At 60.7% G+C, this 21,569-nt stretch carries 15 protein-coding genes and 3 tRNA genes; 10 read left to right on the top strand and 8 right to left on the bottom strand.

Annotated elements, in window-relative coordinates:
* Positions 1-18 precede the first annotated feature (18 nt).
* Together Q0I19_RS08595 and Q0I19_RS08590 are read right to left on the bottom strand one after the other, a co-directional pair.
* Positions 19-2,181, bottom strand: a complete 2,163-nt coding sequence (locus Q0I19_RS08595; RefSeq protein WP_294760968.1) for a Tex family protein — start codon at positions 2,179-2,181, stop codon at positions 19-21.
* A 39-nt stretch (positions 2,182-2,220) separates the two neighbouring features.
* Entirely contained in the window at positions 2,221-4,581 is a 2,361-nt protein-coding gene (locus Q0I19_RS08590; protein WP_294760970.1) for a YfhO family protein, read from the bottom strand.
* A 90-nt stretch (positions 4,582-4,671) separates the two neighbouring features.
* Here Q0I19_RS08590 and yfbR point away from each other — a divergent pair, with 90 nt between their 5' ends.
* A complete protein-coding gene (gene yfbR / locus Q0I19_RS08585) occupies positions 4,672-5,259 on the top strand; it encodes a 5'-deoxynucleotidase (protein WP_294760972.1) in 588 nt (195 codons plus the stop codon).
* Positions 5,260-5,606: 347 nt separating this feature from the next.
* On the opposite strand, the gene dusB is transcribed toward yfbR, so the two are convergent.
* Positions 5,607-6,584, bottom strand: coding sequence for a tRNA dihydrouridine synthase DusB (gene dusB, locus Q0I19_RS08580; protein ID WP_294760974.1), 978 nt, complete (start codon positions 6,582-6,584; stop codon positions 5,607-5,609).
* Positions 6,585-6,693: 109 nt separating this feature from the next.
* Between dusB and Q0I19_RS08575 the strand changes: the two genes are divergently transcribed.
* Both Q0I19_RS08575 and tsaD read left to right on the top strand, forming a co-directional pair.
* Positions 6,694-9,198, top strand: a complete 2,505-nt coding sequence (locus tag Q0I19_RS08575; RefSeq protein ID WP_294760976.1) for a DNA polymerase I — start codon at positions 6,694-6,696, stop codon at positions 9,196-9,198.
* Between the two features lie 44 nt (positions 9,199-9,242).
* On the top strand, positions 9,243-10,250 hold the full coding sequence (gene tsaD / locus Q0I19_RS08570) for a tRNA (adenosine(37)-N6)-threonylcarbamoyltransferase complex transferase subunit TsaD (protein WP_294760979.1): 1,008 nt from the start codon (positions 9,243-9,245) through the stop codon (positions 10,248-10,250).
* 286 nt (positions 10,251-10,536) lie between these two features.
* Here tsaD and aroF read toward each other — a convergent pair whose 3' ends face one another.
* Positions 10,537-11,556 carry a 3-deoxy-7-phosphoheptulonate synthase gene (gene aroF / locus Q0I19_RS08565; RefSeq protein WP_294760981.1) on the bottom strand — a complete coding sequence of 340 codons (1,020 nt, stop codon included), beginning with the start codon at positions 11,554-11,556 and terminating at the stop codon, positions 10,537-10,539.
* A 129-nt stretch (positions 11,557-11,685) separates the two neighbouring features.
* On the opposite strand from aroF, the gene ybaK reads away from it, so the two are divergent.
* The gene (ybaK, locus tag Q0I19_RS08560) at positions 11,686-12,180 is read left to right on the top strand and encodes a Cys-tRNA(Pro) deacylase (protein ID WP_294760982.1); all 495 of its coding nucleotides are present in this window, start codon (positions 11,686-11,688) and stop codon (positions 12,178-12,180) included.
* Complete coding sequence (locus Q0I19_RS08555) at positions 12,177-12,893, top strand: pseudouridine synthase (RefSeq protein WP_294760983.1); 717 nt, start codon at positions 12,177-12,179, stop codon at positions 12,891-12,893. Before ybaK ends, Q0I19_RS08555 begins: the two co-directional genes overlap by 4 nt.
* A 583-nt stretch (positions 12,894-13,476) precedes the next feature.
* On the opposite strand, the gene Q0I19_RS08550 is transcribed toward Q0I19_RS08555, so the two are convergent.
* Positions 13,477-14,946: a UDP-N-acetylmuramoyl-L-alanyl-D-glutamate--2,6-diaminopimelate ligase gene (locus Q0I19_RS08550; RefSeq protein ID WP_294760984.1), complete on the bottom strand. Its 1,470-nt coding sequence runs from the start codon at positions 14,944-14,946 to the stop codon at positions 13,477-13,479.
* Positions 14,947-15,057: 111 nt separating this feature from the next.
* Between Q0I19_RS08550 and Q0I19_RS08545 the strand changes: the two genes are divergently transcribed.
* The 4 genes from Q0I19_RS08545 (at position 15,058) to Q0I19_RS08530 (ending at position 16,596) form a co-directional block, all read left to right on the top strand.
* On the top strand, positions 15,058-16,224 hold the full coding sequence (locus tag Q0I19_RS08545) for a helix-turn-helix transcriptional regulator (RefSeq protein WP_294760986.1): 1,167 nt from the start codon (positions 15,058-15,060) through the stop codon (positions 16,222-16,224).
* A 93-nt stretch (positions 16,225-16,317) separates the two neighbouring features.
* A tRNA-Arg gene (locus tag Q0I19_RS08540) sits at positions 16,318-16,391 on the top strand.
* A 6-nt stretch (positions 16,392-16,397) separates the two neighbouring features.
* Positions 16,398-16,474: transfer RNA gene (locus Q0I19_RS08535), tRNA-His, on the top strand.
* Positions 16,475-16,521: 47 nt separating this feature from the next.
* Positions 16,522-16,596 (top strand) — tRNA-Gln (locus tag Q0I19_RS08530).
* Between the two features lie 639 nt (positions 16,597-17,235).
* Here Q0I19_RS08530 and hisH read toward each other — a convergent pair.
* Genes hisH through Q0I19_RS08515 form a run of 3 tightly spaced genes read right to left on the bottom strand, consistent with a single transcriptional unit; the run spans position 17,236 to position 20,068 of the window.
* Positions 17,236-17,877, bottom strand: a complete 642-nt coding sequence (gene hisH / locus Q0I19_RS08525) for an imidazole glycerol phosphate synthase subunit HisH (RefSeq protein WP_294761766.1) — start codon at positions 17,875-17,877, stop codon at positions 17,236-17,238.
* Complete coding sequence (locus Q0I19_RS08520) at positions 17,874-18,638, bottom strand: imidazole glycerol phosphate synthase cyclase subunit (RefSeq protein ID WP_366012671.1); 765 nt, start codon at positions 18,636-18,638, stop codon at positions 17,874-17,876. The genes hisH and Q0I19_RS08520 overlap by 4 nt, the downstream gene beginning before the upstream one ends.
* 56 nt (positions 18,639-18,694) lie before the next feature.
* A complete protein-coding gene (locus Q0I19_RS08515; protein WP_294761764.1) occupies positions 18,695-20,068 on the bottom strand; it encodes an N-acetyl sugar amidotransferase in 1,374 nt (457 codons plus the stop codon).
* 729 nt (positions 20,069-20,797) lie between these two features.
* On the opposite strand from Q0I19_RS08515, the gene Q0I19_RS08510 reads away from it, so the two are divergent.
* A partial coding sequence (locus tag Q0I19_RS08510) for a phosphoenolpyruvate carboxykinase (ATP) (RefSeq protein WP_296023598.1) occupies positions 20,798-21,569 on the top strand: 772 nt, incomplete at its 3' end.

Raw genomic sequence — 21,569 nt, 5'->3', positions numbered from 1 at the left:
AAAAACCGCAAAATCCGCTTATTGCAGGCCCTTCATGGTCAGGGCAATGCGCTTTTTGGCGGTGTCCACGCTCAGGACTTTAACGCGCACGATGTCGCCCACCTTCAAAACCTCGCGCGGGTGCTTGATGAACTTGTCGCTGATCTGCGAAATATGCACAAGGCCGTCCTGGTGCACACCCAGATCCACAAACGCGCCGAAGTCGATGACGTTGCGCACGGTGCCGGTCATCTCCATGCCGGGCTTTAAGTCCTCCAGGCTCATGATGTCGCTGCGCAGCAGGGGCTTGGGCAGGCTGTCGCGCACGTCGCGGCCCGGCTTGCACAGCTCGGCCACAATGTCGTTCAGCGTCGGTTCGCCCACGCCCAGGGTCTCGCACAAGGCGCGGGTGCCCTTGGCCTTGACCACGCCGGGCAGCCCGGCCAGCTTGTCGGTGCCGATCTCGGCGGCGGTGTAGCCGCAGGCGTCCAGCAGGGCCTTGGCGGCGGGGTAGCTTTCGGGGTGGACGGCGGTGGCGTCCAGACGGTTTTTGGCTTCGGGCAGGCGCAGGAAACCGGCGCACTGCTCGTACGCTTTGGGGCCGAGACCCTTGACCTTTTTCAGCTGTGCGCGGGAGGTAAAGGCACCCTCCTCCTCGCGCCATGCCACAATGTTTTTGGCGGTGGCGGCGGTCACGCCCGCCACGCGGCGCAGCAGGGGCGCACTGGCGGTGTTTAAATCCACGCCCACCGAGTTGACGCAGTCCTCCACCACGCCGTCCAGCGTTTCGTTCAGGCGCTTTTGCGGCATATCGTGCTGGTACTGCCCCACGCCGACGGCCTTGGGGTCGATTTTGACCAGCTCGGCCAGCGGGTCCTGCAGGCGGCGGGCGATGGACACGGCGCTGCGCAGGTTGACGTCAAACTGCGGGAACTCCTCCGCCGCCAGTTTGGACGCCGAATACACCGATGCGCCCGCCTCGCTGACGACCATATATTGTAAGTGCGGCCCGTTTTCCTCGGCCAATTCGCGGATGACCTCGGCGGCAAATTCCTCGGTTTCGTGGCCGGCGGTGCCGTTGCCGATGGCCATGACCTCGACACCACTTTTCAAAACCATCGACTTGATGATCTTTTTTGCCTGGTCAACGCGCTTGAACTCCGGCACGGGGTAGACAACGCTCGTGTCCAGCACCTTGCCCGTGGGGTCCACAACGGCGACCTTGCAGCCCATGCGGTAGCCGGGGTCCAGCCCCATAACGGTTTTGCCGCGGATGGGCGGCTGCAGCAAAAGCTGGCGCAGGTTGTCGCCGAAAACCTTGATGGCACCCTCGGCGGCATCGTCGGACAGGGCGGTGCGCAGCTCGTTTTCCAGGCTGGGGTGGATCAGGCGGCTGTAAGCGTCGCGGGCGGCTTCGTCCACCAGCAGGGCGCTGGCACCGCCGGTCTTTTTGCGGGCGAACATCCAGCTTACGATGCCGGCGGCGCGCTCGGCGTCCACCTCCAGCGCAACCTTCAAAAAGCCCTCGCGCTCGCCGCGATCCAGCGCCAGCACGCGGTGGCCGGGGATCTTGTTCAGCGGCTCGGCGTAGTCGTAGTATTGGGCGTAGACGCTGTCCTCATCCTTGGCTTTGGCGGCGGTGATGCGGCCGAACGCGCGGTAGTAGCGGCGCAGCTCGGCGCGGCAGGCGGCATCGTCCGAGACGGCCTCGGCAATGATGTCCTTGGCACCCTGCAGCGCGGCGGCAGCGTCGGGCACTTCGTCATTTAAGTAATCGGCAGCGGCGGCAAGCGGGTCAAAAGCAGCGTCCTGACGCAAAATCGCGTCCGCCAGCGGCTGCAGCCCGCGCGCCTTGGCAATGCCCGCGCGGGTCTTGCGCTTGGGCTTGTAGGGGCGGTAGATGTCCTCGACCTCGGCCAGCGTTTTGGCGTTTTGCAGCGCGGCGGTCAGCTCGGCGGTCATGACGCCCTGCTCGGTGATGGAGTTGGTGACCTCGGTCTTGCGCTTGTCCAGACCGCGCAGATATTCCAAGCGGTCGCCCAAGTCGCGCAGCACCTGGTCGTCCATCGAGCCGGTGGCCTCCTTGCGGTAGCGGGCGATGAACGGGATGGTGTTGCCTTGGTCGATCAGTTCAATGGCACCCTGCACGTTTTTGACGTTCAGGTTCAGTTCGGCGGCAAGTTGTTCGGCATGGGTTTGCATAGGTTGGGTTCCTTTCCAAAAAATAGTACGGTACAATGTTTATTGGCGGGCTTGCTGCTTTTTTCTGCGGCGCACGGCGGCGGCGCACAGGTACACAAGGTACAAAACACACGCAGCTGCGGTGATTTTTGACGATACAGCCAACCCCGGCGTGTGGTAGGTCACGCGGATATCGCAGGTTCCCGCAGGCACATACAGGGCGGTCAGGCCGTTGTCCACCTTTTCGAGTTGGGCGGGGCTGCCGTTGATGGTGGCGGTAAAGCCCTCGTCATACGGCACGCTGAAAAATACCAGACGGTTGGTGTCGTAGTCGGTGCGGGCGGTAAAGCCCGTGTTGTCGGCGGTAAATTCCGCCACGGCGGCGGCGCGGCGGTCGGCGCAGTCCTGCGCGTAGGCGGAGGTCGTGCGGTGGGTCAGCTCGTTGTCGGGCAGGGGCTGCAGCGTCTCGGCGTAGGCCTCGATTTGTGCGTCGTCCAGCAGCACGGCGCGCATCAGGATTTGGGCGCGTTCGCTGTCGGGCACGGTTTCCAGCTGCTCGGCGGTGACGTAGTAGTCGTAGGTAAAGCCCATAGGAACGTAGTTTTCGTTCTCGTAAATGTTATATTGGGCGGTTTCGCCCCACAGCGTCCAGCCCTCGAGCTTTTCCTTTTGCCAGCCTTCGTCCTCGTCCTTGGCCACCAGCGTGTAGCGCACACTCAACAGGCCGCGCAGGGCGTAGTTTTTGGCCTCCGGCTTGGAGTTGACGTCCCGCTTGACCCCGACATAGGGATAAAACTCCATAATAGAGGGGGAGACGGTCGAGTTGAAAAATTGCAGGCAGGGGCGGTGGAACCACAGCCCCAGATTGTTGTGCGCGCCGTAGGCGTCCAGCCGGTAAAAGTCGTCATCGGGCAGAGTCTGCTCCATTTCCTGCACAGAATCGTAGGTTTGCGGGATCAGGTCACTGTCGTTCTGCCACTGGGCGTACTTGCCCAGCGAAAGATGCACCGTGCCGTACACAAAGCTGAACCCCAAAATCCCCGCCAGCAGGATACTGCACCAGCGGCGCTTGTCGCGGGCAAAATGCCACAAAAGTCCAAACAGAACAACCCCCAGCAGCGTCACGCCCCAGATGCCCCAAAAGCGGGCGGGTTCGTCGGTAACGCCGAGGATAAAATTGCCGTCCTTGTCCTTGTTGGGCACCAGCGCAAAGGCGGCGGCGCTGAGGGTGACCAGCAAAACCAGCCGCCACGCAGGCGGTATCTCTTTTTCCGCCAGATGCGGGCGCGAGAAAGAATACGCCGTTGCAGCGCACAAAATCAGAATGGGCATATAGTACCAGCGGGCATAATAGCTGGAATTCAAGGCGTAGAAGGCGCTGTTCAGCACCGGCACAAAGGCGCAGACAACGCACGCCTTGAGGATGTAAGTGAAGGGATGGCTGCGCTTGGCACGCACAAACGCCAGCCCGCCCGCCAGCCCGACCAGCGGCAGGTAGGCGGTCATGCTGGTGTGCTTTAAGATGCCCTCCTGGAACATATCCTTAAAATAGGGGGAGTCGGGCATCAAAAAGGCGCTGTAAAAAATGGCGGGGTACTGCTGGGATTTGCCGTACACAAGATAGCCGTACCCGGTAAAAGGCGCGATGGTGCGCGGATTTTGCAAAAGCGAAATGCCCGCGGGCAGCAGCATCAGGCAGCCCATGGCGCAGCCCAGCAGGGTTTCCAACGCCAGGGTGCAGAACTTGCGCACACTTAGCTTGTATGCCCCGGCGGCGACCATGGCGAAAAAGTAGATGACCAAAAACACCGCCTGCCCGGCGAAAAAGAAGTAGTTGTTCAACAGGTTTACGGCCACCCAGAAGGGGAACGCGCCGCGCTTGTCGTCCAGCACGGCGGCGTCCAGCGCGGCCAGCATGAACGGAAACAACGCAATAACGTCAATAAAGTGGTTAAAAAAGATGTTGTAGACCGAGAACCCGCAAAAGGCGTACAGCACGGCGGCAACGACGCTCCAATTTTCCACACCGACCCAGCGCCGCGCCCACAGGTAGGCGCCGCCGCCGGCCACGGCGAATTTCAGGCAGAGCAGCGGCACCAGCATATAGGGCATAAACCGCGCAGGTACGAAGAAACTCAGCCAGAAAAACGGACTGCCCAGCAGGTAGAACGAGTAGGAGTTCATAAACCCGGAGCCGAGATCCGTCTCCCAGCTGTAACTGCCCCCCTGCTTGAGAAAGCTGTTGGCGTACTGGTAAAAATTGATCTGCTGGTCGTTAAAATCCCCGGCGTAGTGGAAGTACCCGCCGCCGCGCACGGCGTCCATAAGGCAGTGCGGCAAAAACAGCAGCGCCGCCAGCACAAAGCAGATGCCGAACACCTGCCAGAATCGATTTTTGGGTTTTGATGGCAAAACTTTCATTTTCGGCTCCATTGTCCCGTTTATCGGATTTCTGAAAACGCAAAATCGTGGTATACTGGTACTATACCACATCGAAAGGAAAGAATAAAGATGAAAACTTTTCCGTTCAGTGCCCTGTTGGGGCGCATGAAATATATCACCCGCTGGAGTTTGATGCGCTCTGCCCGCCCCGAAAGCCTGAGCGAGCACACCGCCGACACGGCGCTGCTGGCGCACACATTGTGCCTGATTGCCCAAAAATGCACGGGCACGGGGGCAAACATCCGCCCCGACGTGGTGGCGACAGCGGCGTTATATCACGATGCAGCGGAGATTTTGACGGGGGATATGCCCACGCCGGTCAAGTACAAGAACGAGGCACTGCGCACGGCGTACAAGCAGGTCGAGCAGGAGAGTGCCCGTTTGATGGCAAGCCTGCAGCCGCCGGAGCTGCGCCCCGTGACCGAAGGCTACCTGACCGGCAGTGTGCTGAACGCCGACGAGGCTAAGCTTTTGAAGGCGGCGGATCGGCTTTCGGCGCTGATCAAATGTATGGAGGAGGACTCGCACGAGTTTGCCGCCGCCAAGGCGCAGCAGACGCAGGCGCTGCACGAGATGCACTGCCCGGAGGCAGAGTATTTTATGCAGTATATGCTGCCCTGCTATGCGGAAAATTTGGACGAACTGACGAAGATTTGAGAGCTTAGAGTTTAGATTTGGTGTGTCCGCGCAAGCGGACACATTTTTATATAGCGGGATGTAGGGCCGCGCGCAGCGCATAAAATCGCCGAATGGCGCGCGCTTTCACGATATATCGTGCTATTGGCTAGGCGGCAAGGAGGGGTCAAGACCCCTCCCTACAAATAACCGGGAAGTAAGGTATAATTGGGGAAAATGCAAATTTCCGGCAGGTTGTAGGGGACGCATAGTTGCGTCCCGTGCGGTTTGCCCGTTATAGCGCAATAACGGTGTGGTTGCACGGGCGGCATTTATGCCGCCCCTACTGAGTACCCGTAAAATTGTTGTTGCCGCAAACCCGCAGTCGGTCAGTCCTGCAATTTATACACCGCGTCGATCAGGGTGTCCACGTCGGTGAAATGCTCCAGCATCGAGCAATAGCGGCGCAGGGCGGCGGCACCGCGCAGGCCCTTCATATAATGCATGGCCTGGCTGCGGGCCTGGGGCATGGCCAGCCATTCGCCCTTGTCCTCGCACATTTCGTAAATCTGCGCGCGCAGGGTGTTCATGCGCTGGTTCAGCGTCGGCGCGGCGGGGGCGGGCTGCCCCAAAAGCGCCGCGCGCACGCGGTCAAACAGCCACGGTTCGCCCAAGGCACCGCGCCCGATCATCACACCGTCGCACCCGGTGCGCTGCAAAAGTTCCAGCGCACCCTCGGCGGTGGTCACGTCGCCGTTGGCCAGCACAGGGATCGCCACCGCCGCCTTGATCTCGGCGATCGCCTCGGCGTTGATGGGCGGCACATACATCTGCTCGCGCGTGCGGCCGTGCACCGCCAACAGGTCGGCACCGTTCGCCTCGCACTGCTTGGCAACCTCCACGCCGGTCAGGTTGGCTTCGTCCCAGCCGATGCGCATTTTTACGGTCAGCGGCTTTTCGTCCCCCAGGGCGCGGCGGGCGGCGGCGACCATCTGCCCGCACAGCGGCGGGTCCTGCAGCAGCTTGCTGCCCGCCCCGCTATTCGTGATCTTGGGCGCGGGGCAGCCCATGTTGATGTCCAGAATATCAAAGTCGATGCCCTTTTCCTGCACGGCGTAGACGGCCTTTTCCAGCGCGGCAGGCTCGGCCCCGAACAGCTGGATGGCGTACAGCCCGTGGGGGTGCTTGTCCTTTAACAGCGCAAAGGACTTGGCATCGTTAAAATTTAATGCCTTGGCGCTGGCCATCTCGCTGACGGTCCACGCCGCGCCGTGGTCTGCCATCAGGTGGCGGCAGGCGGCGTCGGTCAGCCCTGCCATCGGCGCAAACACCGCGCCGACGGGAATTTCCAGATTGCGTAACTGCATACAAAAGTTCCTTTTTTCCAAATGCTATAAAAAATACCACTTTATTCTACCACAAATCCGCCGTTTGTGGTATACTTATTTTATATATTGTGATTGTAAGGAGTACGCTATGAAACTTATGGTACTGGACGGCAACAGCCTGGTCAACCGCGCGTTTTTCGGCATAAAGCTGCTGACCACCAAGGATGGCCGCTACACCAACGCCATATTTGGTTTTCAAAATATTTTGCTGAACCTGCTGGCGGCGCACAAACCGGACGCCGTGGCCATCGCGTGGGACATGCGCGCGCCGACCTTTCGCCACAAGGCTTACGACGGCTACAAGGCGACCCGCCACGGTATGCCCGACGAGCTGGCCCAGCAGATGCCCGTGTTAAAACAGCTGCTGACCGACCTCGGCTTTGTGCAGGTCAGCTGTGAGGGCTGGGAGGCGGACGACATTCTGGGCACGCTGGCCGCCGCGTGCGAGGCGCAGGGCGGCACGACGCTGCTGGCCACGGGCGACCGCGACAGCCTGCAATTGGTGGACGATGCCACCACCGTGCTGCTTGCCACCAACAAGGAGACAGTTCCCATGGACCCCGCGGCCATCCGCGAAAAATACGGCGTGGAACCCAAGCAGCTCATCGACGTAAAAAGCCTGATGGGCGACAGCTCCGACAATATCCCCGGTGTGCCCGGCATCGGGGAAAAGACCGCCTTAGCGTTGATTTCTAAGTTCGGCAGCCTGCAAAATGTCTATGACAATCTGGAAGATAAGGCCATCAAGCCGGGGCAGCGCGCCAAGCTGGGCGACAACCGCGACAAGGCCGAGCTTTCCTATATGCTGGGCACCATCCGCACCGATGCGCCCATTGAAAAGAACCCCGAAGCCTATCGGCGCGGGGCGGGCGATGCGGCGGCAGCCGCCCAGCTTTTGGCAGAACTGGAAATGCACAAGCTGACCCAGCGCTGGCAGCTGGACACCTCCGCCCCCGCCGCTGCCGCCGCGCCTGTGGAGGAGATTGAGCCTTCGCCGCTGCCGTTCCTGGTGGAGGGGGTGCTGTACCTTGCCCAGAACGCCGACGGCAGCTGGTACGCCGTGCAAAACGGCGAGGTTTTTCTGCCCGAAGCCGACCGCCTGCCCGCTTTGCTGGACAGCGGCTGCGAGCTGCGCGTCTTTGACGCCAAGCCCCTGTTCCGCCTGGCGCTGGAAAACGGCGGCGAGGGACGCGCCGTGAGCTTTGACGGCAAGCTGGCAGCCTACCTGCTGAACCCCTCTGCCAGCGGGTATGCCGTCAAGGAATTGGCGGCAGAATACGGCATAGCACCGCAGTTTTCCTGCACTGCCGCGCCCGATGCCGGGGTGCTTTGCCCGCTGCTGGACAAGCTGCGGGACGAGCTGAAAGCCGACGGGCAGGACAAGCTGCTGACCGAGATGGAACTGCCGCTGGCGCGGGTGCTGGCGGATATGGAGCGCATCGGCTTTGCCATTGACGCCGACGGCATTGCGCAGTTTGGCGACAGCCTGCGCGGCGAACTGGACGGTATTCTGCAAAAAATTTATACAGAAGTTGGCTATCCGTTCAACGTAAACAGCCCCAAGCAGCTGGGCGACGCGCTGTTTGACAAGATGGGGCTGCCCCCGCGCAAAAAGACGCAGCGCGGCTATTCGACCGATGCCGAAACGCTGGAAAGCCTGCGCCCCTACAGCCCGGTCATTGATGACATCTTAAAATATCGCACCTACGCAAAATTGCTCTCCACCTATGTGGACGGGCTGCTGGCGGCCAAGGCCGAGGACGGGCGCGTACACTCGACCTTTATCCAGACCGAGGCGCGCACCGGGCGCATTTCCTCCAGCGAGCCGAACCTGCAGAACATCCCCATTCGCACCGAGCTGGGCAGCCGCCTGCGCGGGTATTTTGTGGCAGCGCCCGGCTGCACGTTGGTGGACGCCGACTACTCCCAGATCGAGCTGCGCATTTTGGCGCACATCACGGGGGACGAGCATATGCAGCAGGCGTTTTTGAACGGCGCAGATATCCACCGTTCCACCGCTGCCAAAATTTACCACATCCCCGAGAGCGAGGTCACACCCCAGCTGCGCAGCGCCAGCAAGGCGATCAACTTCGGCATTATGTACGGCAAGGGCGCGTATTCGCTCAGCAAGGATCTGGGCATCTCGGTCAAGGAGGCGGACGCCTTTTTGAAAACCTATCTGGACACCTTCCCCAAGGTGGACGGCTACATGCAAAGCTGCATTGCCGACGCCAAGGAAAAAGGCTACGTTGCTACGCTGTTTAACCGCCGCCGCGCTTTGCCGGAGCTGGCCAGCAGCAACTTCCAGGTGCGCGCGGGGGGCGAGCGCATGGCCCGCAACACGCCCATTCAGGGCACGGCAGCGGACATTATCAAGCTGGCGATGGTACACGTCTGGCAGCGTCTGCGCGACGAAAAATTGCAGGCGCGGCTGCTGCTGCAGGTGCACGACGAGCTGATCGTGGAAGCACCGGAGGCCGAGACCGAGCGCGTCAAGCAGATCTTGCAGCAGGAAATGGAAAACGTGGTGCATTACAGCGTGCCCCTGACCACCGAGGTGGGCGTGGGCAAAACATGGCTGCAGGCGCATTGAACGTTGTAAAAATAACGAAGCAAAGCGAAAAATGGTGAAAGTGTATGTATGTTTTAGGAATTGAATCCACCTGCGACGAAACCGCCGCCGCGGTGGTGGAGGACGGCCGCAGGGTCGTTTCCAACGTGATCGCCACCAGCGTCAAGGAACAGGCGCTGTACGGCGGCGTTGTGCCGGAAATTGCCAGCCGCCGCCATGCCGAGTATATCAGCGCCACCGTGGACAAGGCGCTGGCGGACGCGGGGCTGACCATGCAGGACATCGGCGCGGTGGCCGTGACCTTTGCGCCGGGGCTGATCGGCGCGGTGCTGGTGGGCGTCAACTACGCCAAGGGGCTGGCTTACGCCGCCGGCAAGCCGCTGGTGCCGGTGCATCACCTGCGCGGGCACATTGCCGCCAACTACCTGACCCACCCTGAATTAAAGCCGCCGTTTTTGTGCCTGGTGGCCAGCGGCGGGCATAGCCACATTGTGATGGTGGAGGATTGGTGCCGCTACAAAATTTTGGGGCGCACGGTGGACGATGCCGCCGGCGAAGCCTACGATAAGGTCGCCCGCACCTTGGGGCTGCCGTACCCCGGCGGCCCCAGCGTGGCGGCTGCCGCGCGCGGCGGCGACCCCAAGGCGTACAAGCTGCCCGTGCCGCATGTGGAGGGCAAGTACAACGTCAGTTTCAGCGGGCTGAAAACCGCCGTCATCAACGAGGTACACAACGCCGAGCAAAAGGGCGATACCGTGAATGTGGCCGATATGGCCGCCAGCTTTCAGGAGCGCATCGACCAGATTTTGGCCAAAAAGCTGCTGGCCGCTGCCGCCGACACGGGGGCCAAAACCATCTGCCTGGCGGGTGGCGTGGCCGCCAACGGACGTCTGCGCCAGCTTGTCAACGACGGCGCGCAAAAGCTGGGCTGCCGCGTGTTTTTGCCGGAGCTGAAATACTGCGGCGACAACGGCGCAATGATCGCCGCGCAGGGGTACTATGAGTATCGGGACGGCAATTTGGCCGATTGGACGCTGAACGGCCTGCCGACTTTGCCGATCGATTACCGATAAAACGACGATAAAACGAAAAAACCGCCGCCCCGAACGGGGCGGCGGTTTGGTTATGGCACGATGTAGGGCGGGGTGACGGTGGAAAAGCCTTCTCCCTTGGGGGAGAAGGTGGCGCGGAACGCGCCGGATGAGGGGAGAGGTTCCCGCAGACTTGCCCCTCATCAGTCACCTGCGGTGACAGCTTCCCCCAGAGGGGGAAGCCATACACGCGGTTTCCCCGTTAGGTTGCGCTGCCGGGATGGCTGCACGGGCGGTCAATGACCGCCCCTACAGCGGTGCCTGCCTTTTAATTCAGCTGCATTCCGAAAAACTCCAGCTCGGGGCGGATGGTCGCCATCAGCGAGTCGAACTGGTCGGGGGTCAGGCTCTGCGCGCCGTCGCTTTTGGCCTTGGCGGGGTCGTTGTGCGTTTCGATCATCAGGCCGTCCGCGCCCACTGCCACGGCTGCCTTGGCCAGGGCGGGCACCATAAACGCGATGCCCGCGGCGTGGCTGGGGTCGATCACGACCGGCAGATGTGTCATCTTTTTCAGCATAGGTACGGCGGAAATGTCCAGCGTATTGCGCATACTGGTTTCAAACGTGCGGATGCCGCGCTCGCACAAAACGACGTTGGGGTTGCCCTCGGCCATAATGTATTCGGCGCTCATCACCAGCTCCTCCAGCGTGGCGGACAGCCCGCGCTTGAGCAAAACCGGCGTCTGCAATTTGCCCACCGCCTTCAGCAGCTCAAAGTTCTGCATGTTGCGCGCGCCGATCTGGATCATATCCACGCCCGCTTCCTCAAACAGAGGGATATGCTCGGCGCTCATCAGCTCGGTCACGATGGGCTGCCCGGTCACCGTGCGGGCGTGCTGCAGCATCTCCAGCCCTTCGGCGCGCAAGCCTTGAAAGCTGTACGGGCTGGTGCGCGGCTTGAACGCCCCGCCGCGCAAAATGCTGGCACCGGCAGCCTGCACCCGCTGCGCCACATAGGTGATCTGTTCGCGGCTTTCAACGCTGCACGGACCCGACATCACCACAAAATGTCCGCCGCCGATCTTATGCCCCGCCACGTCCACCACGGTGTCGTCGGGGTGGAATTTGCGGTTGGCCTTCTTGTACGGCTCGCTGACGCGGCGGCAGGTCTCGACCACGGGGTTGGCCAGCACCCAGCTTTCGGACAAGGCCTTGGTGTCACCGATCAGGCCCAGAATGTGGGTATCGCTGCCGACGGAATCATTGATCTGGAAGCCCATGCTTTCCAGCTCTTGGCAAAAGCCCGCGACCTGCTCGGCGGGGGCGTGGGGTTTTAATACAACAATCATCGTTTAGACGCTCCTGTTTCTGTAGTACACACAGTTTAACACTGTAAAGCGATAAAGTCAAGCCCTCTTGTAAAATTTCCCTTATGGAAGTATAATAAAGGCGAATTTGCACAAAAGAGGGGAACGATTATGGCAAAGGAAGCAAAAACCAACGCAATGCGCATGTTGGAGCGCGCAAAAATTCCGTACACCGCCCACGAATACCCCCACGAGGAGGGGCAGGCGGTGGACGGCGCCAACGTGGCGCGTCTGACCGGGCAGGACCCTGCGCGGGTGTTCAAGACACTGGTCACGCAGGGCGCCGACCGCAACTATTATGTGTTTGTGGTGCCCGTTCTGGCGGAACTGGATCTGAAAAAGGCTGCTAAGGCAGCAGGCGTCAAGAGCGTGGCGATGATCCATGTGGCCGACATCAACAAGGTCACGGGGTATATACGCGGCGGCTGCAGCCCCGTGGGCATGAAAAAGCAGTACCTGACGGTTTTTGACGAAAGCTGCCTGACGCAGGACACCATTTTGGTCAGCGGCGGGCGCATCGGCACGCAGATCGAGTGCGCACCGCAGCAGCTGATCGCCGCCGTGCGCGGCAAGACCGCCGCCATCACGCAGGAGCACGCAGAATGAGACTGGACAAATACCTGGCCGAGCGCAGCGGCATGCCCCGCAGCGAAAGCCGCAAGGCCATCACCAAGGGGCGCATCATGGTGGACGGCGCGGTCGTGCGCAAGGCGGACGCCGCCGTAGCGGAAACCGCCGCCCTGGCCGTGGACGGTGTGCCGCTGGCGGGCAGCTACCAAAAAAACGTCTATGTTATGTTGTATAAGCCCGCAGGGGTCGTCAGCGCCAGCCGCGACAAAAAGGATACGACGGTGGTCGATCTGGTGGCGGGCAGCTTTCCCCGGCGGGAGCTGTTCCCGGCGGGGCGGCTGGACAAAACCAGCACAGGCTTTGTGCTGCTGACGGACGACGGCGCCCTGGCGCACGATATTTTGGCACCCGCCCACCATGTGGAAAAGCAGTACCTTGTCACGCTGGATACCCCTTTGACCGAGGAAATGCGCCGCGGCTTTGCGGCGGGCGTGACCCTGGCGGACGGGCAGACGCTGGCACCCGCCGCCGCCGACCCGGCGGGGGACGACCCCTGCACCGTGCGGGTGACGCTGCGGCAGGGGGTGTACCACCAGATCAAGCGGATGTTCGGCGTATACAACGCGGGGGTCAACACCCTGCACCGCGAGAGCATCGGCGGTGTGGCTTTGGATGCTGCGCTGGCTCCCGGCGAATGGCGGGAGCTGACGGACGCGGAAGTGGAGCGGTTGAAAAACAGGATAGAATGACGGCGTGCCGCCCGGAAGGGGCGGCACGGTTTTTTAAATAATAGATAAGAAATAAGAAATAATAAATGTGGTGTGTCCGCCGTGCGGACACGATTTTAACGATGCTGCGTTTTTCCGGGATGGCGGTGCTGAGATTGACAAACCGCGCCAACTTGCAGCAGAAAAACGGCGGTTGTACGCTTTTTTAAAATGTGCCCGCACGGCGGGCACACCAGCTTGTAGAAAAAGTCCGTTTCCGGGATATTTGTAGGGATGGGTCTTGACCCATCCGCACATCTGGCCGCGCGCAGCGCATAAAATCGCGCCGAATGGCGCGCGGTTTTCTCGTTACGTTGTGCTTTTGGCAAGGCAGCACGTTTTATTAAATAATAAATAAGAAATAATAGATAATAAATATGGTGTGTCCGCCGTGCGGACACGATTTTAACGATGCTGCGGTTTTCCGGGGTGGCGGTGCTGAGGTTGACAAACCGTGCCAATCTACGACAAAAACGGCGTCTGTATGACTTTTTTGAAATGTGCCCGTGCGGCGGGCACACATTCTTTCTTATTTCTTATTTATTCTTTATTATTTCTGAAAAAATTATCCTGATAATTTTTTCAGTATGATTTCCCTTTCATCAAACGGCAAACGTTCCCCGGCGCGCTCCAAAAATGTTTCGTGGCCCTTGCCCAGCACCGCGATCATATCCCCCGCCCGGGCGTGGTCCAGCGCGTAGTACAGCGCCGCGCGTCGGTCGGGGATTTCCAGAAACGGCGTGTCGGGGTTGCCCTTGCGCAGCCCCGCCTTGATGTCGGCAAGGATACTTTCCAACGGCTCATCGCGGGAATTATCCTCGGTCAAAATGCAAAGGTCCGCCAACTTGGCGCACACCTCGCCCATGCCGAACCGCCGTAGCTTGCTGCGCTGCCCCCCGCAGCCGAACACCGCCACCAGCCGCTTGGGGGCGTACCCGCGCAGTGTGGTCAGCAGCCCGGCGGCGGACGCGGCGTTGTGGGCGTAGTCCAGCACCACGGTGTAGGGCGCGTGCAGGGGCAGCACCTCGCACCGCCCGCGCACGGCGGCGGTTTGCAGCCCTGCCGCAGCCGCACCGTCGGGCAGGTGCAGCACATCGGCGGCGGCCAGCGCCGCCAAGGCGTTGTATACGCTGAAACGCCCGGGCATGTGTACGGTATATTCGCGGGCGGTGCCGTCGGGCGCGGCGGCGTAAAAGGCTACGCCCAAAGCATCCGGCAGGCGCAGCAGCCGAAACGGCGGCAGGGCGCGCCAATCGGCCTCGCGGGTGATGCCGTACCGCACCACCTTGCAGCTGTGGTTGGCCAGAATTTCCTCGCAGTGGGGGTCATCGGCGTTCACAATGCCGGTCGCGCAGCGGCGGAACAGCACGCTTTTCCAGGCGCGGTACTCGGCAAAGCTGGCGTGTTCCTCGGGTGAAATATGGTCGGGCGTTAAGTTGGTAAAGATGCCGATGTCAAAATAAATGCCGGTGACACGTTCCATTTTTAGCCCTAAGCTCGAAACCTCCATCACGCAGGTGTCGCAGCCGTCCTGCGCCATTTGGTGCAAAAGCCGCTGCAGGTCGCAGCTTTCGGGGGTGGTGTGGGCTAAATCATGGCGGTGTCCGGGCCAAAAAACGCCGTTGGTGCCCAGCAGCCCCACGCGCCGCCCGGCGGCGGTCAGCACGGCCGCCAGCAGGTGCGCCGTGACCGTCTTGCCCTTGGTGCCCGTGATGCCGATCATCGTCATGCGGCGGGCGGGTTCGCCGTACAGCCGCACCGAAAGCCACGCCATCGCACGGCGGGCGTTGGCCACCCGTATGACCGCGACCTCCGGCGGCAGGTGCAGCGGGCGTTCGCACACCACGGCCACAGCGCCCTGCGCCACCGCCTGGGGTGCAAAGTCCGCACCGTCCCGATGCTGCCCCGGCAGGCAGACAAACAGCGCCCCCGCCGTGACCGCCCGCGAATCGCAGCAGATGCAAAGCACGTCCGCCTCGGTGCTGCCCCGCACCGAGATACGCTCCAGCCCGTGGAGTAATTGCCGCAAAAGCATGGTAGACCCTCCCTCTGTAACCGGCGGTTGCCCTTTTGCCAAGCCGCCTTGCTGGTATTTTACCGCTGTCTGTGCTAAAATAATGTCACAAACAAGAACGGAGGAACCCCTATGACACTCGGACAGAACATCCAGACGGCACGCAAGGCCAAGGGCATCAGCCAGGAGGTGCTGGCAGAAAAAATCGGTGTCAGCCGTCAGGCGCTGGGCAAGTGGGAGAAGGACACCGCCCTGCCCGGCGTGGACAATCTGCAGGCACTCGCCAAGGAGCTGGGCGTCAGCGTGGACGCGCTGCTGGGCAGTGCCGCACCCGATACCGCCGCGCCCGCTGTTACGCTGAACGCCCTGCGCGACCTGCTGGATGCCCGCGATGCCGAGGCACGCCGACGCCGCCGTGGCGCGTGGCTGGCTGCGGCTGCCGCTGCGGCGGTGCTGCTGGCGGTGGGCGGCTGTATGGCAGCGCGGCTGCAGACGCGGCTGGACGGTCTGGCGGGGCAATATGGATATTTGAGCAGTGAACTCAGCCGCACCAACAGCGACCTGAGCGCCCGTATGCAGGAGCTGCAAAATGCCGTGCGCCAGGGCGAAAGCACCGTGCTGGACTGGGACTGGCACCCGCTGGCAAGCCTGCAGGACGACGGCACAATGCCGGTGGAGGTTTTTGTGAAGCCCCGCACCGAGCAGCAGGGCGCTGCCGTGACGCTGTGCGTGACCACAGGAAACGACACCGCGCTGTACGCGATGCAGCGCGGGCAGGACGGTGTGTACACGGCGCAGGAGTTGGTGTTTGCGCTGGGGCAGGATTATGCACTTTCGGTGCAGTGGACAAACCCCGACGGCACGACGGTGAATGAAAATCTGGACACCGTGCATTTTACAAGGGACTGCGTCGAGCCGGAAATTCTGATGGTGCAAACCTACGGCACATCTGACCTCTACCGCGTCGAAACCGTCAACGGCGAACAGCGCCTGACGCTGGCGGTCTACCCGATTACGCTGGAGGTCTGTGCGCCCGGCTGGATGCAGATCGATGCGGTGGAGGCGCAGCTTTGGCAGGACGGCGCGGACGAACCCACCGCCGTGGCAGCGCTGCAAAGCGAGAGCGGCACGGCGCCCGACAGCAGCGTGACAGTCTATACCGAGTGGAACGGTACCTTTTATAATGAGGACAGCGCCGAGGGCTGGACATACTTGGGCGGCGGGGCGCATTACACGCTGTGCGTGCGCGATGCGAACGGCAACGAGTGGACGCGCGATGTGCCGCTGTATCGGGATTAAAAAACAAATTTGAAAAAAGTTGAAAAATCGCTTGACAAATGCGCCCGGCATTGCTATAATATCCCTTGCAAATGCCTTTGTGGGCAAGAATCTGCGCCCGTAGCTCAGCCGGATAGAGCAACTGCCTTCTAAGCAGTGGGCCGGGGGTTCGAGTCCCTTCGGGCGCATGTATGGTGCCTATGGCGCAGTTGGTTAGCGCGCCAGATTGTGGCTCTGGAGGCCGAGAGTTCGAATCTCTCTAGGCACCCCACCAAAAAACCGTGTAGGCAATGCACCCGCACGGTTTTTTATTTTTACTGGGCCGTCGCCAAGCGGTAAGGCAGAGGACTTTGACTCCTCCATCCGTCGGTTCAAATCCGGCCGGCCCAACCAAACGCAAAAAGGACGCAGCTTCGTAAGAAGCTGCGTCCTTTTTTGCAGAGTGCAGAGTTTAGAGTTGAGATAAGGTATGCCGCCCGTGGGGCGGCATTTTTTGTAAAGAAGCCTAATGGGACGGTTGCGAACTTTCGGCTGGTTTGTAGGGGACGCATATATGCGTCCCGTGCAGTTTACCCGTTAGGTCGATTTGCCGGGATGGCTGCAACGGGCGGCATATATGCCGCCCCTACTAGCCAACCCATTATATTCATTATAAAATACAGTCGCGGGCGGGGCGTGCCCCGCCCCTACCACGCGGTGTATTTGTATTGCCCCGTAGGGCGGGGTGAGGTCACCCCGCCGAAAAGCCTTCCCCTTGGGGGGAAGGTGGCGCGGAACGCGCCGGATGAGGGGGAGATGCCCGGTAGTTGCCCCCTCATCAGTCACCTGCGGTGACAGCTTCCCCCAAAGGGGGAAGCCTTTCGTGCGGTTTACCCGTTAGGTCGATTTGCCGGGACGGCTGCAACGGGCGGCATTTATGCCGCCCCTACAAATAACCCGGTAAATAGTGGTTATCGTTATGTCGCGGGCGGGGCATGCCCCGCCCCTACACATCCTTTGCCTGTTGAATGAGATTTTTTACGGGATTCCGCATTACCGCATCTGCAAAAATTGCTGCAAGATGCGCAGGCCGACGTCACCGGATTTTTCGGGGTGGAACTGGCAGCCCAGCACGCTGCCGCGCATAGCGGCGGCGCACACCGCGCGGCCGCCGTAGCGCGTATCGGCAAGGCGGTCGGCATCGTCGGCGGGTTTTGCCTCGTAGCTATGGATAAAATAACACTCCTCGCCGGGGTGCAGCAGCGCCAGCGGTGTGCCGGAAAAATCCGTGTGTCCTCCGGCGGGCAGCAGCGGGTCCCAGTTGATATGCGGCACGCGCTGCGGTGTGCCGTCGGCGGCGGTGTCGGGCAGGCGCACCACGCGGCCAGGGATCAGCCCCAGTCCTGCGTAATGCCCGAATTCCTCGGACTCGTCAAACAGCATCTGCATACCCAGGCAAATGCCCAAAAGCGGTGTGCCCGCCTGCGCCTTTTGCCGCAGCGGCTCCACAAGGCCGAGCTTGGCAAGCCCCGCCATGCCGTCCCGAAATGCCCCAACGCCCGGCAAAACCAACGCATCAGCGCGCAAAATGTCCTGCGCGTCGCCGGTGGTCAGCGTTTCGGCACCCAAATGCGCAAAGGCGTGCTGCACACTTAACAGGTTGGACAGGCCGTAGTCCACGATGGTCACTTTCATACTATGCGCACCTCCACACCCTCGGCGCGGAGATCGTCCTTCAATTCCGCGACCGTTTCTTTGTTGTAATGCAGGACTGCCGCGCAGGCTACGGCGTCCGCCCCCGCGTGGGCCGCATCGGCAATGTCATCGCCGCAGCCTACGCCGCCGCCGCAAATTACGGGAATGTTTACGGCGTCGGTCACGGCGCGGATCAGCTCCAGATCCATGCCGGCCTGCAGCCCCTCGCAATCGACGCTGGTAAGCAGAATTTCGCCCGCCCCCAACGCCGCGCCGCGCTTGGCCCACTCGACAACATCATAGCCGGAATGGGCGCGTCCGTTGTCGTAGTAGGCCTCCCACCGTCCCGGCCAGGTGCGGCTGCGCTTGGCCTGAATGGACAGCACCATGCACTGGCTGCCGAAGGCCTCGGCCACCTCGGTGATGAGCGCGGGCCGTTTGATGGCCGCCGTGTTGATGGCCACCTTGTCGGCGCCCGCCGCCAGAATGGCGCGCACGTCCTCGACGCTGCGCAGGCCGCCGCCCACGCAGACGGGAATAAACACATCATCGACGGTTTTGCGCACAATATCGCTTAAATTGTTGCGGTTGTACAGGCTGGCAACGATGTCGATGTACAGCAGCTCGTCGATGCCCTGCTCATAGTAGCGCTTGGCGAAATCGTTGGGGTTGCCGAGCTTGCGCAGCCCCTCAAGCTGGATGCCCTTGACAAGGTTTTCGTCCTTGACGTCCAGCCGGGCGATCAGGCGGAGTTTTTTCACAATTCAGGTCCCCTTTGTTGAAAAGTTTGAAGATGCGGGTGGTGGGTGTGCTGCCGTTACATCTCGTGGTGCGTGCCCTTGGGGTCGCCCCACAGCACCTCGCTGTCGCCCTCGTAGGGGGTGTGGCGCAGTTTCCACATGCCGTCCTCCCACTTCCACAGATGCGGCGAGCGGAAGCGGTCGGCCAGGTGCATAAAGTACTCACGGTCCATCTTGGGCTGCTCAAAGCAGCGGGACGCCTGCGGGAAATTCTTGCGGTCGATCGAAAGATACTGGAAAATCTCCTTCTCGAAGCGGTCGGGGTATTCGCCGTCAAACTTCTTGCACAGCGCCTTGGCCTCGTCCAGCGTGATCTCCTCGTTGCGGATCTCCTGCGCGGCGTCGTAGGTCGTGCGGCCGATGCCGTACTTGATGTAGGTCGTGTAGTAGAAGAAATCGTCGATCTTATCATCAATGGAATTGTACTTGGAGTAGGTGCCCTGTGTGCGCTCGGGCGCGGGGCGGAAACCGCCGTGCTCGACGCTGTAATAGTACGCGCCCTGCGGGTGCCATTTTTCGTAGTAGCCCAGATACCGCACCTGAATGTGGTTCTTTTCCAGGTTGCTGGTTTCGCCCGGCAGGTAGATGGCAAGGTCGGCCTTGTCCACCTTGTAGTCCTCCTCCAGCTCGCGCAGGCTGACGCCGCCCAGATAAATGTGGTCGTAGTCGTTCACGGCAAAAAAGTGCTCGTCGCGCAGGGCGGAGTTGTTGTCGGCAATGGGGTTGCCGAACTCGGCCTCGTTCTCGCCGTAGAACACCAGCGGGATACCGAACTTGGCGGCCATCTTGGGCGCCAGCTGCTTTTGCCCCAGGATAAACGGCTGGAACGGGTGGAACAGGTTTTCGGTGGCAAGGCGGGTCAGCAGGCGGTGGGTCTGGCCGTTGGGCGTGCACAGGTAGTTGTCGAACCCGGCATGGATCCACGCCTGCATGTTATCCCAGCCCCACGGCGTGTAGATGTGGGGTGCCCACGTCACGGTCAGCGGGTGCATACCGTACTTGTATTTCAGCAGGTGGGCGGCGTAAAAGCTGTCCTTGCCGCCGGAGCCGGGCACAAGGCAGTCGTAGCTGCCGTCGGTCTTGCGGTATTCGTCGCACAGCTCGCGCAGCTCTTTTTCGCGCAGCGCCCAGTCGATGTGGCCGTTGGCCTTGTTGTGGCAGGCATGGCAGGCATCGCAGACGCCGTCGTCCTGAATGACCATCGTCTTTTTCAGCGATTTGGCGGTGTGCTCGAACTCATAGCAGGAGTTGGGCTTCTGGTTGCTCATGACGCACTCTTTGCAAAACTGCACATGGCGGGGCAGGCCGTAGTAGACCTCGCGCTGATCCTCCGGGATGTCGGGGGCGTATTTGGCGTAGTCGATGTCGATATAGCGTGGATTCTTTTCCATATTTTCTGCACTCCTATCCGCGGCAAAACAAAAAAGGCGCTGTCTGACAGGGAAATCCTGTCAAACAGCGCCTTTGCCGTTACGGTAATTATAGCACGGAAACGGGGGAAATGCAAGAGGGAAGAAGAATTTTATAGAATTAGGAGTTGGGAGTTAGGAGTTAGGAGTTGGTTTGCCCGCCGTGCGGGCACATCAGACTGTCGATAAATCTTCTTTGACCTTGTGCAGCATTTGCAACCTAACGGTTGGTTTGTAGGGAACGGTCTTGACCGTTCCGTGCCGCCTTGCCAAAAGAACGGCATAACGAGAAAACCGCGCGCCATTCGGCGCGATTTAATGCGCTGCGCGCGGCCAGATGTGCGGATGGGTCACTGCGCCCGCAGGCGCGTTTCGGAGCGCAACCGCCGCACAGCGGCGGCTCTTAGCGCGGAGATAGACCCATCCCTACAAATCTTCCGGTAACAGGCTTTTTCTACAAGTCGGCTTGCCCGCCGTGCGGGCACATTGTGACGGGGCGAGCCGCTGACCCGCGCGAAAAACCCCGCAAATACGGCGTTTTGCCCAGGGTTTGCCGAAAAAGTCAAAAAATTAACAGATTTTTCAAAGGTTTCCATATTGCCTTTTGCCGAGAATATCGGTATAATATGAATCAGGATGGGAGATTAGGCGGAAATCTTTTATTTCCGAGGTATCTCAACCCCAAAGTATAGAGAAAGAGGTATGTGTAACATGGCAAATCTCGATTTAACCAAGTATGGCATCACCGGCACGACCGAAATCGTGCATAACCCCTCCTACGATGTTCTGTTCGCGGAGGAGACCAAGGCTGATCTGACCGGCTACGAAGTCGGCAAGGTCAGCGAGCTGGGCGCCGTCGACGTTATGACCGGCGTTTACACCGGCCGTTCCCCCAAGGATAAGTACATCGTCATGGACGAGAACTCCAAGGACACCGTGTGGTGGACTTCCGACGAGTACAAGAACGACAACCACCCCATGACCGAGTCCACTTGGGCTGTTGTCAAGGACATCGCCAAGAAGGAGCTGTGCAACAAGCGCCTGTTCGTTGTCGATGCCTTCTGCGGCGCCAACAAGGACACCCGCATGGCCATCCGCTTCATCGTGGAAGTGGCCTGGCAGGCACACTTTGTCACCAACATGTTCATCAAGCCCACCGCTGAGGAACTGGAAAACTTTGAGCCTGATTTCGTTGTTTACAACGCTTCCAAGGCCAAGGTTGAGAACTACGAGGAGCTGGGCCTCAACTCTGAGACCTGCGTTGCCTTCAACATCACCAGCCGTGAGCAGGTCATCATCAACACCTGGTACGGCGGCGAGATGAAGAAGGGCATGTTCTCCATGATGAACTACTACCTGCCCCTGAAGGGCATTGCTTCCATGCACTGCTCTGCCAACGCCGACATGAACGGCGAGAACACCGCCATCTTCTTCGGCCTGTCCGGCACCGGCAAGACCACCCTGTCCACCGACCCCAAGCGTC

Origin of the sequence: uncultured Gemmiger sp. (assembly GCF_934561205.1) — a bacterium.
GTDB lineage: Bacteria > Bacillota > Clostridia > Oscillospirales > Ruminococcaceae > Gemmiger.
The sequence above is the reverse complement of the archived record's forward strand: the minus strand, read 5'-3'. Positions and strand labels throughout refer to the sequence as shown.

Bases quoted from the DNA above. Each gene is read 5' to 3' on its own strand.
- Q0I19_RS08595 (WP_294760968.1), bottom strand. From the start codon at position 2,181: ATGCAAACCCATGCCGAACAACTTGCCGCCGAACTGAACCTGAACGTC.
- Q0I19_RS08590 (WP_294760970.1), bottom strand. From the start codon at position 4,581: ATGAAAGTTTTGCCATCAAAACCCAAAAATCGATTCTGGCAGGTGTTC.
- yfbR (WP_294760972.1), top strand. From the start codon at position 4,672: ATGAAAACTTTTCCGTTCAGTGCCCTGTTGGGGCGCATGAAATATATC.
- dusB (WP_294760974.1), bottom strand. From the start codon at position 6,584: ATGCAGTTACGCAATCTGGAAATTCCCGTCGGCGCGGTGTTTGCGCCG.
- Q0I19_RS08575 (WP_294760976.1), top strand. From the start codon at position 6,694: ATGAAACTTATGGTACTGGACGGCAACAGCCTGGTCAACCGCGCGTTT.
- tsaD (WP_294760979.1), top strand. From the start codon at position 9,243: ATGTATGTTTTAGGAATTGAATCCACCTGCGACGAAACCGCCGCCGCG.
- aroF (WP_294760981.1), bottom strand. From the start codon at position 11,556: ATGATTGTTGTATTAAAACCCCACGCCCCCGCCGAGCAGGTCGCGGGC.
- ybaK (WP_294760982.1), top strand. From the start codon at position 11,686: ATGGCAAAGGAAGCAAAAACCAACGCAATGCGCATGTTGGAGCGCGCA.
- Q0I19_RS08555 (WP_294760983.1), top strand. From the start codon at position 12,177: ATGAGACTGGACAAATACCTGGCCGAGCGCAGCGGCATGCCCCGCAGC.
- Q0I19_RS08550 (WP_294760984.1), bottom strand. From the start codon at position 14,946: ATGCTTTTGCGGCAATTACTCCACGGGCTGGAGCGTATCTCGGTGCGG.
- Q0I19_RS08545 (WP_294760986.1), top strand. From the start codon at position 15,058: ATGACACTCGGACAGAACATCCAGACGGCACGCAAGGCCAAGGGCATC.
- hisH (WP_294761766.1), bottom strand. From the start codon at position 17,877: ATGAAAGTGACCATCGTGGACTACGGCCTGTCCAACCTGTTAAGTGTG.
- Q0I19_RS08515 (WP_294761764.1), bottom strand. From the start codon at position 20,068: ATGGAAAAGAATCCACGCTATATCGACATCGACTACGCCAAATACGCC.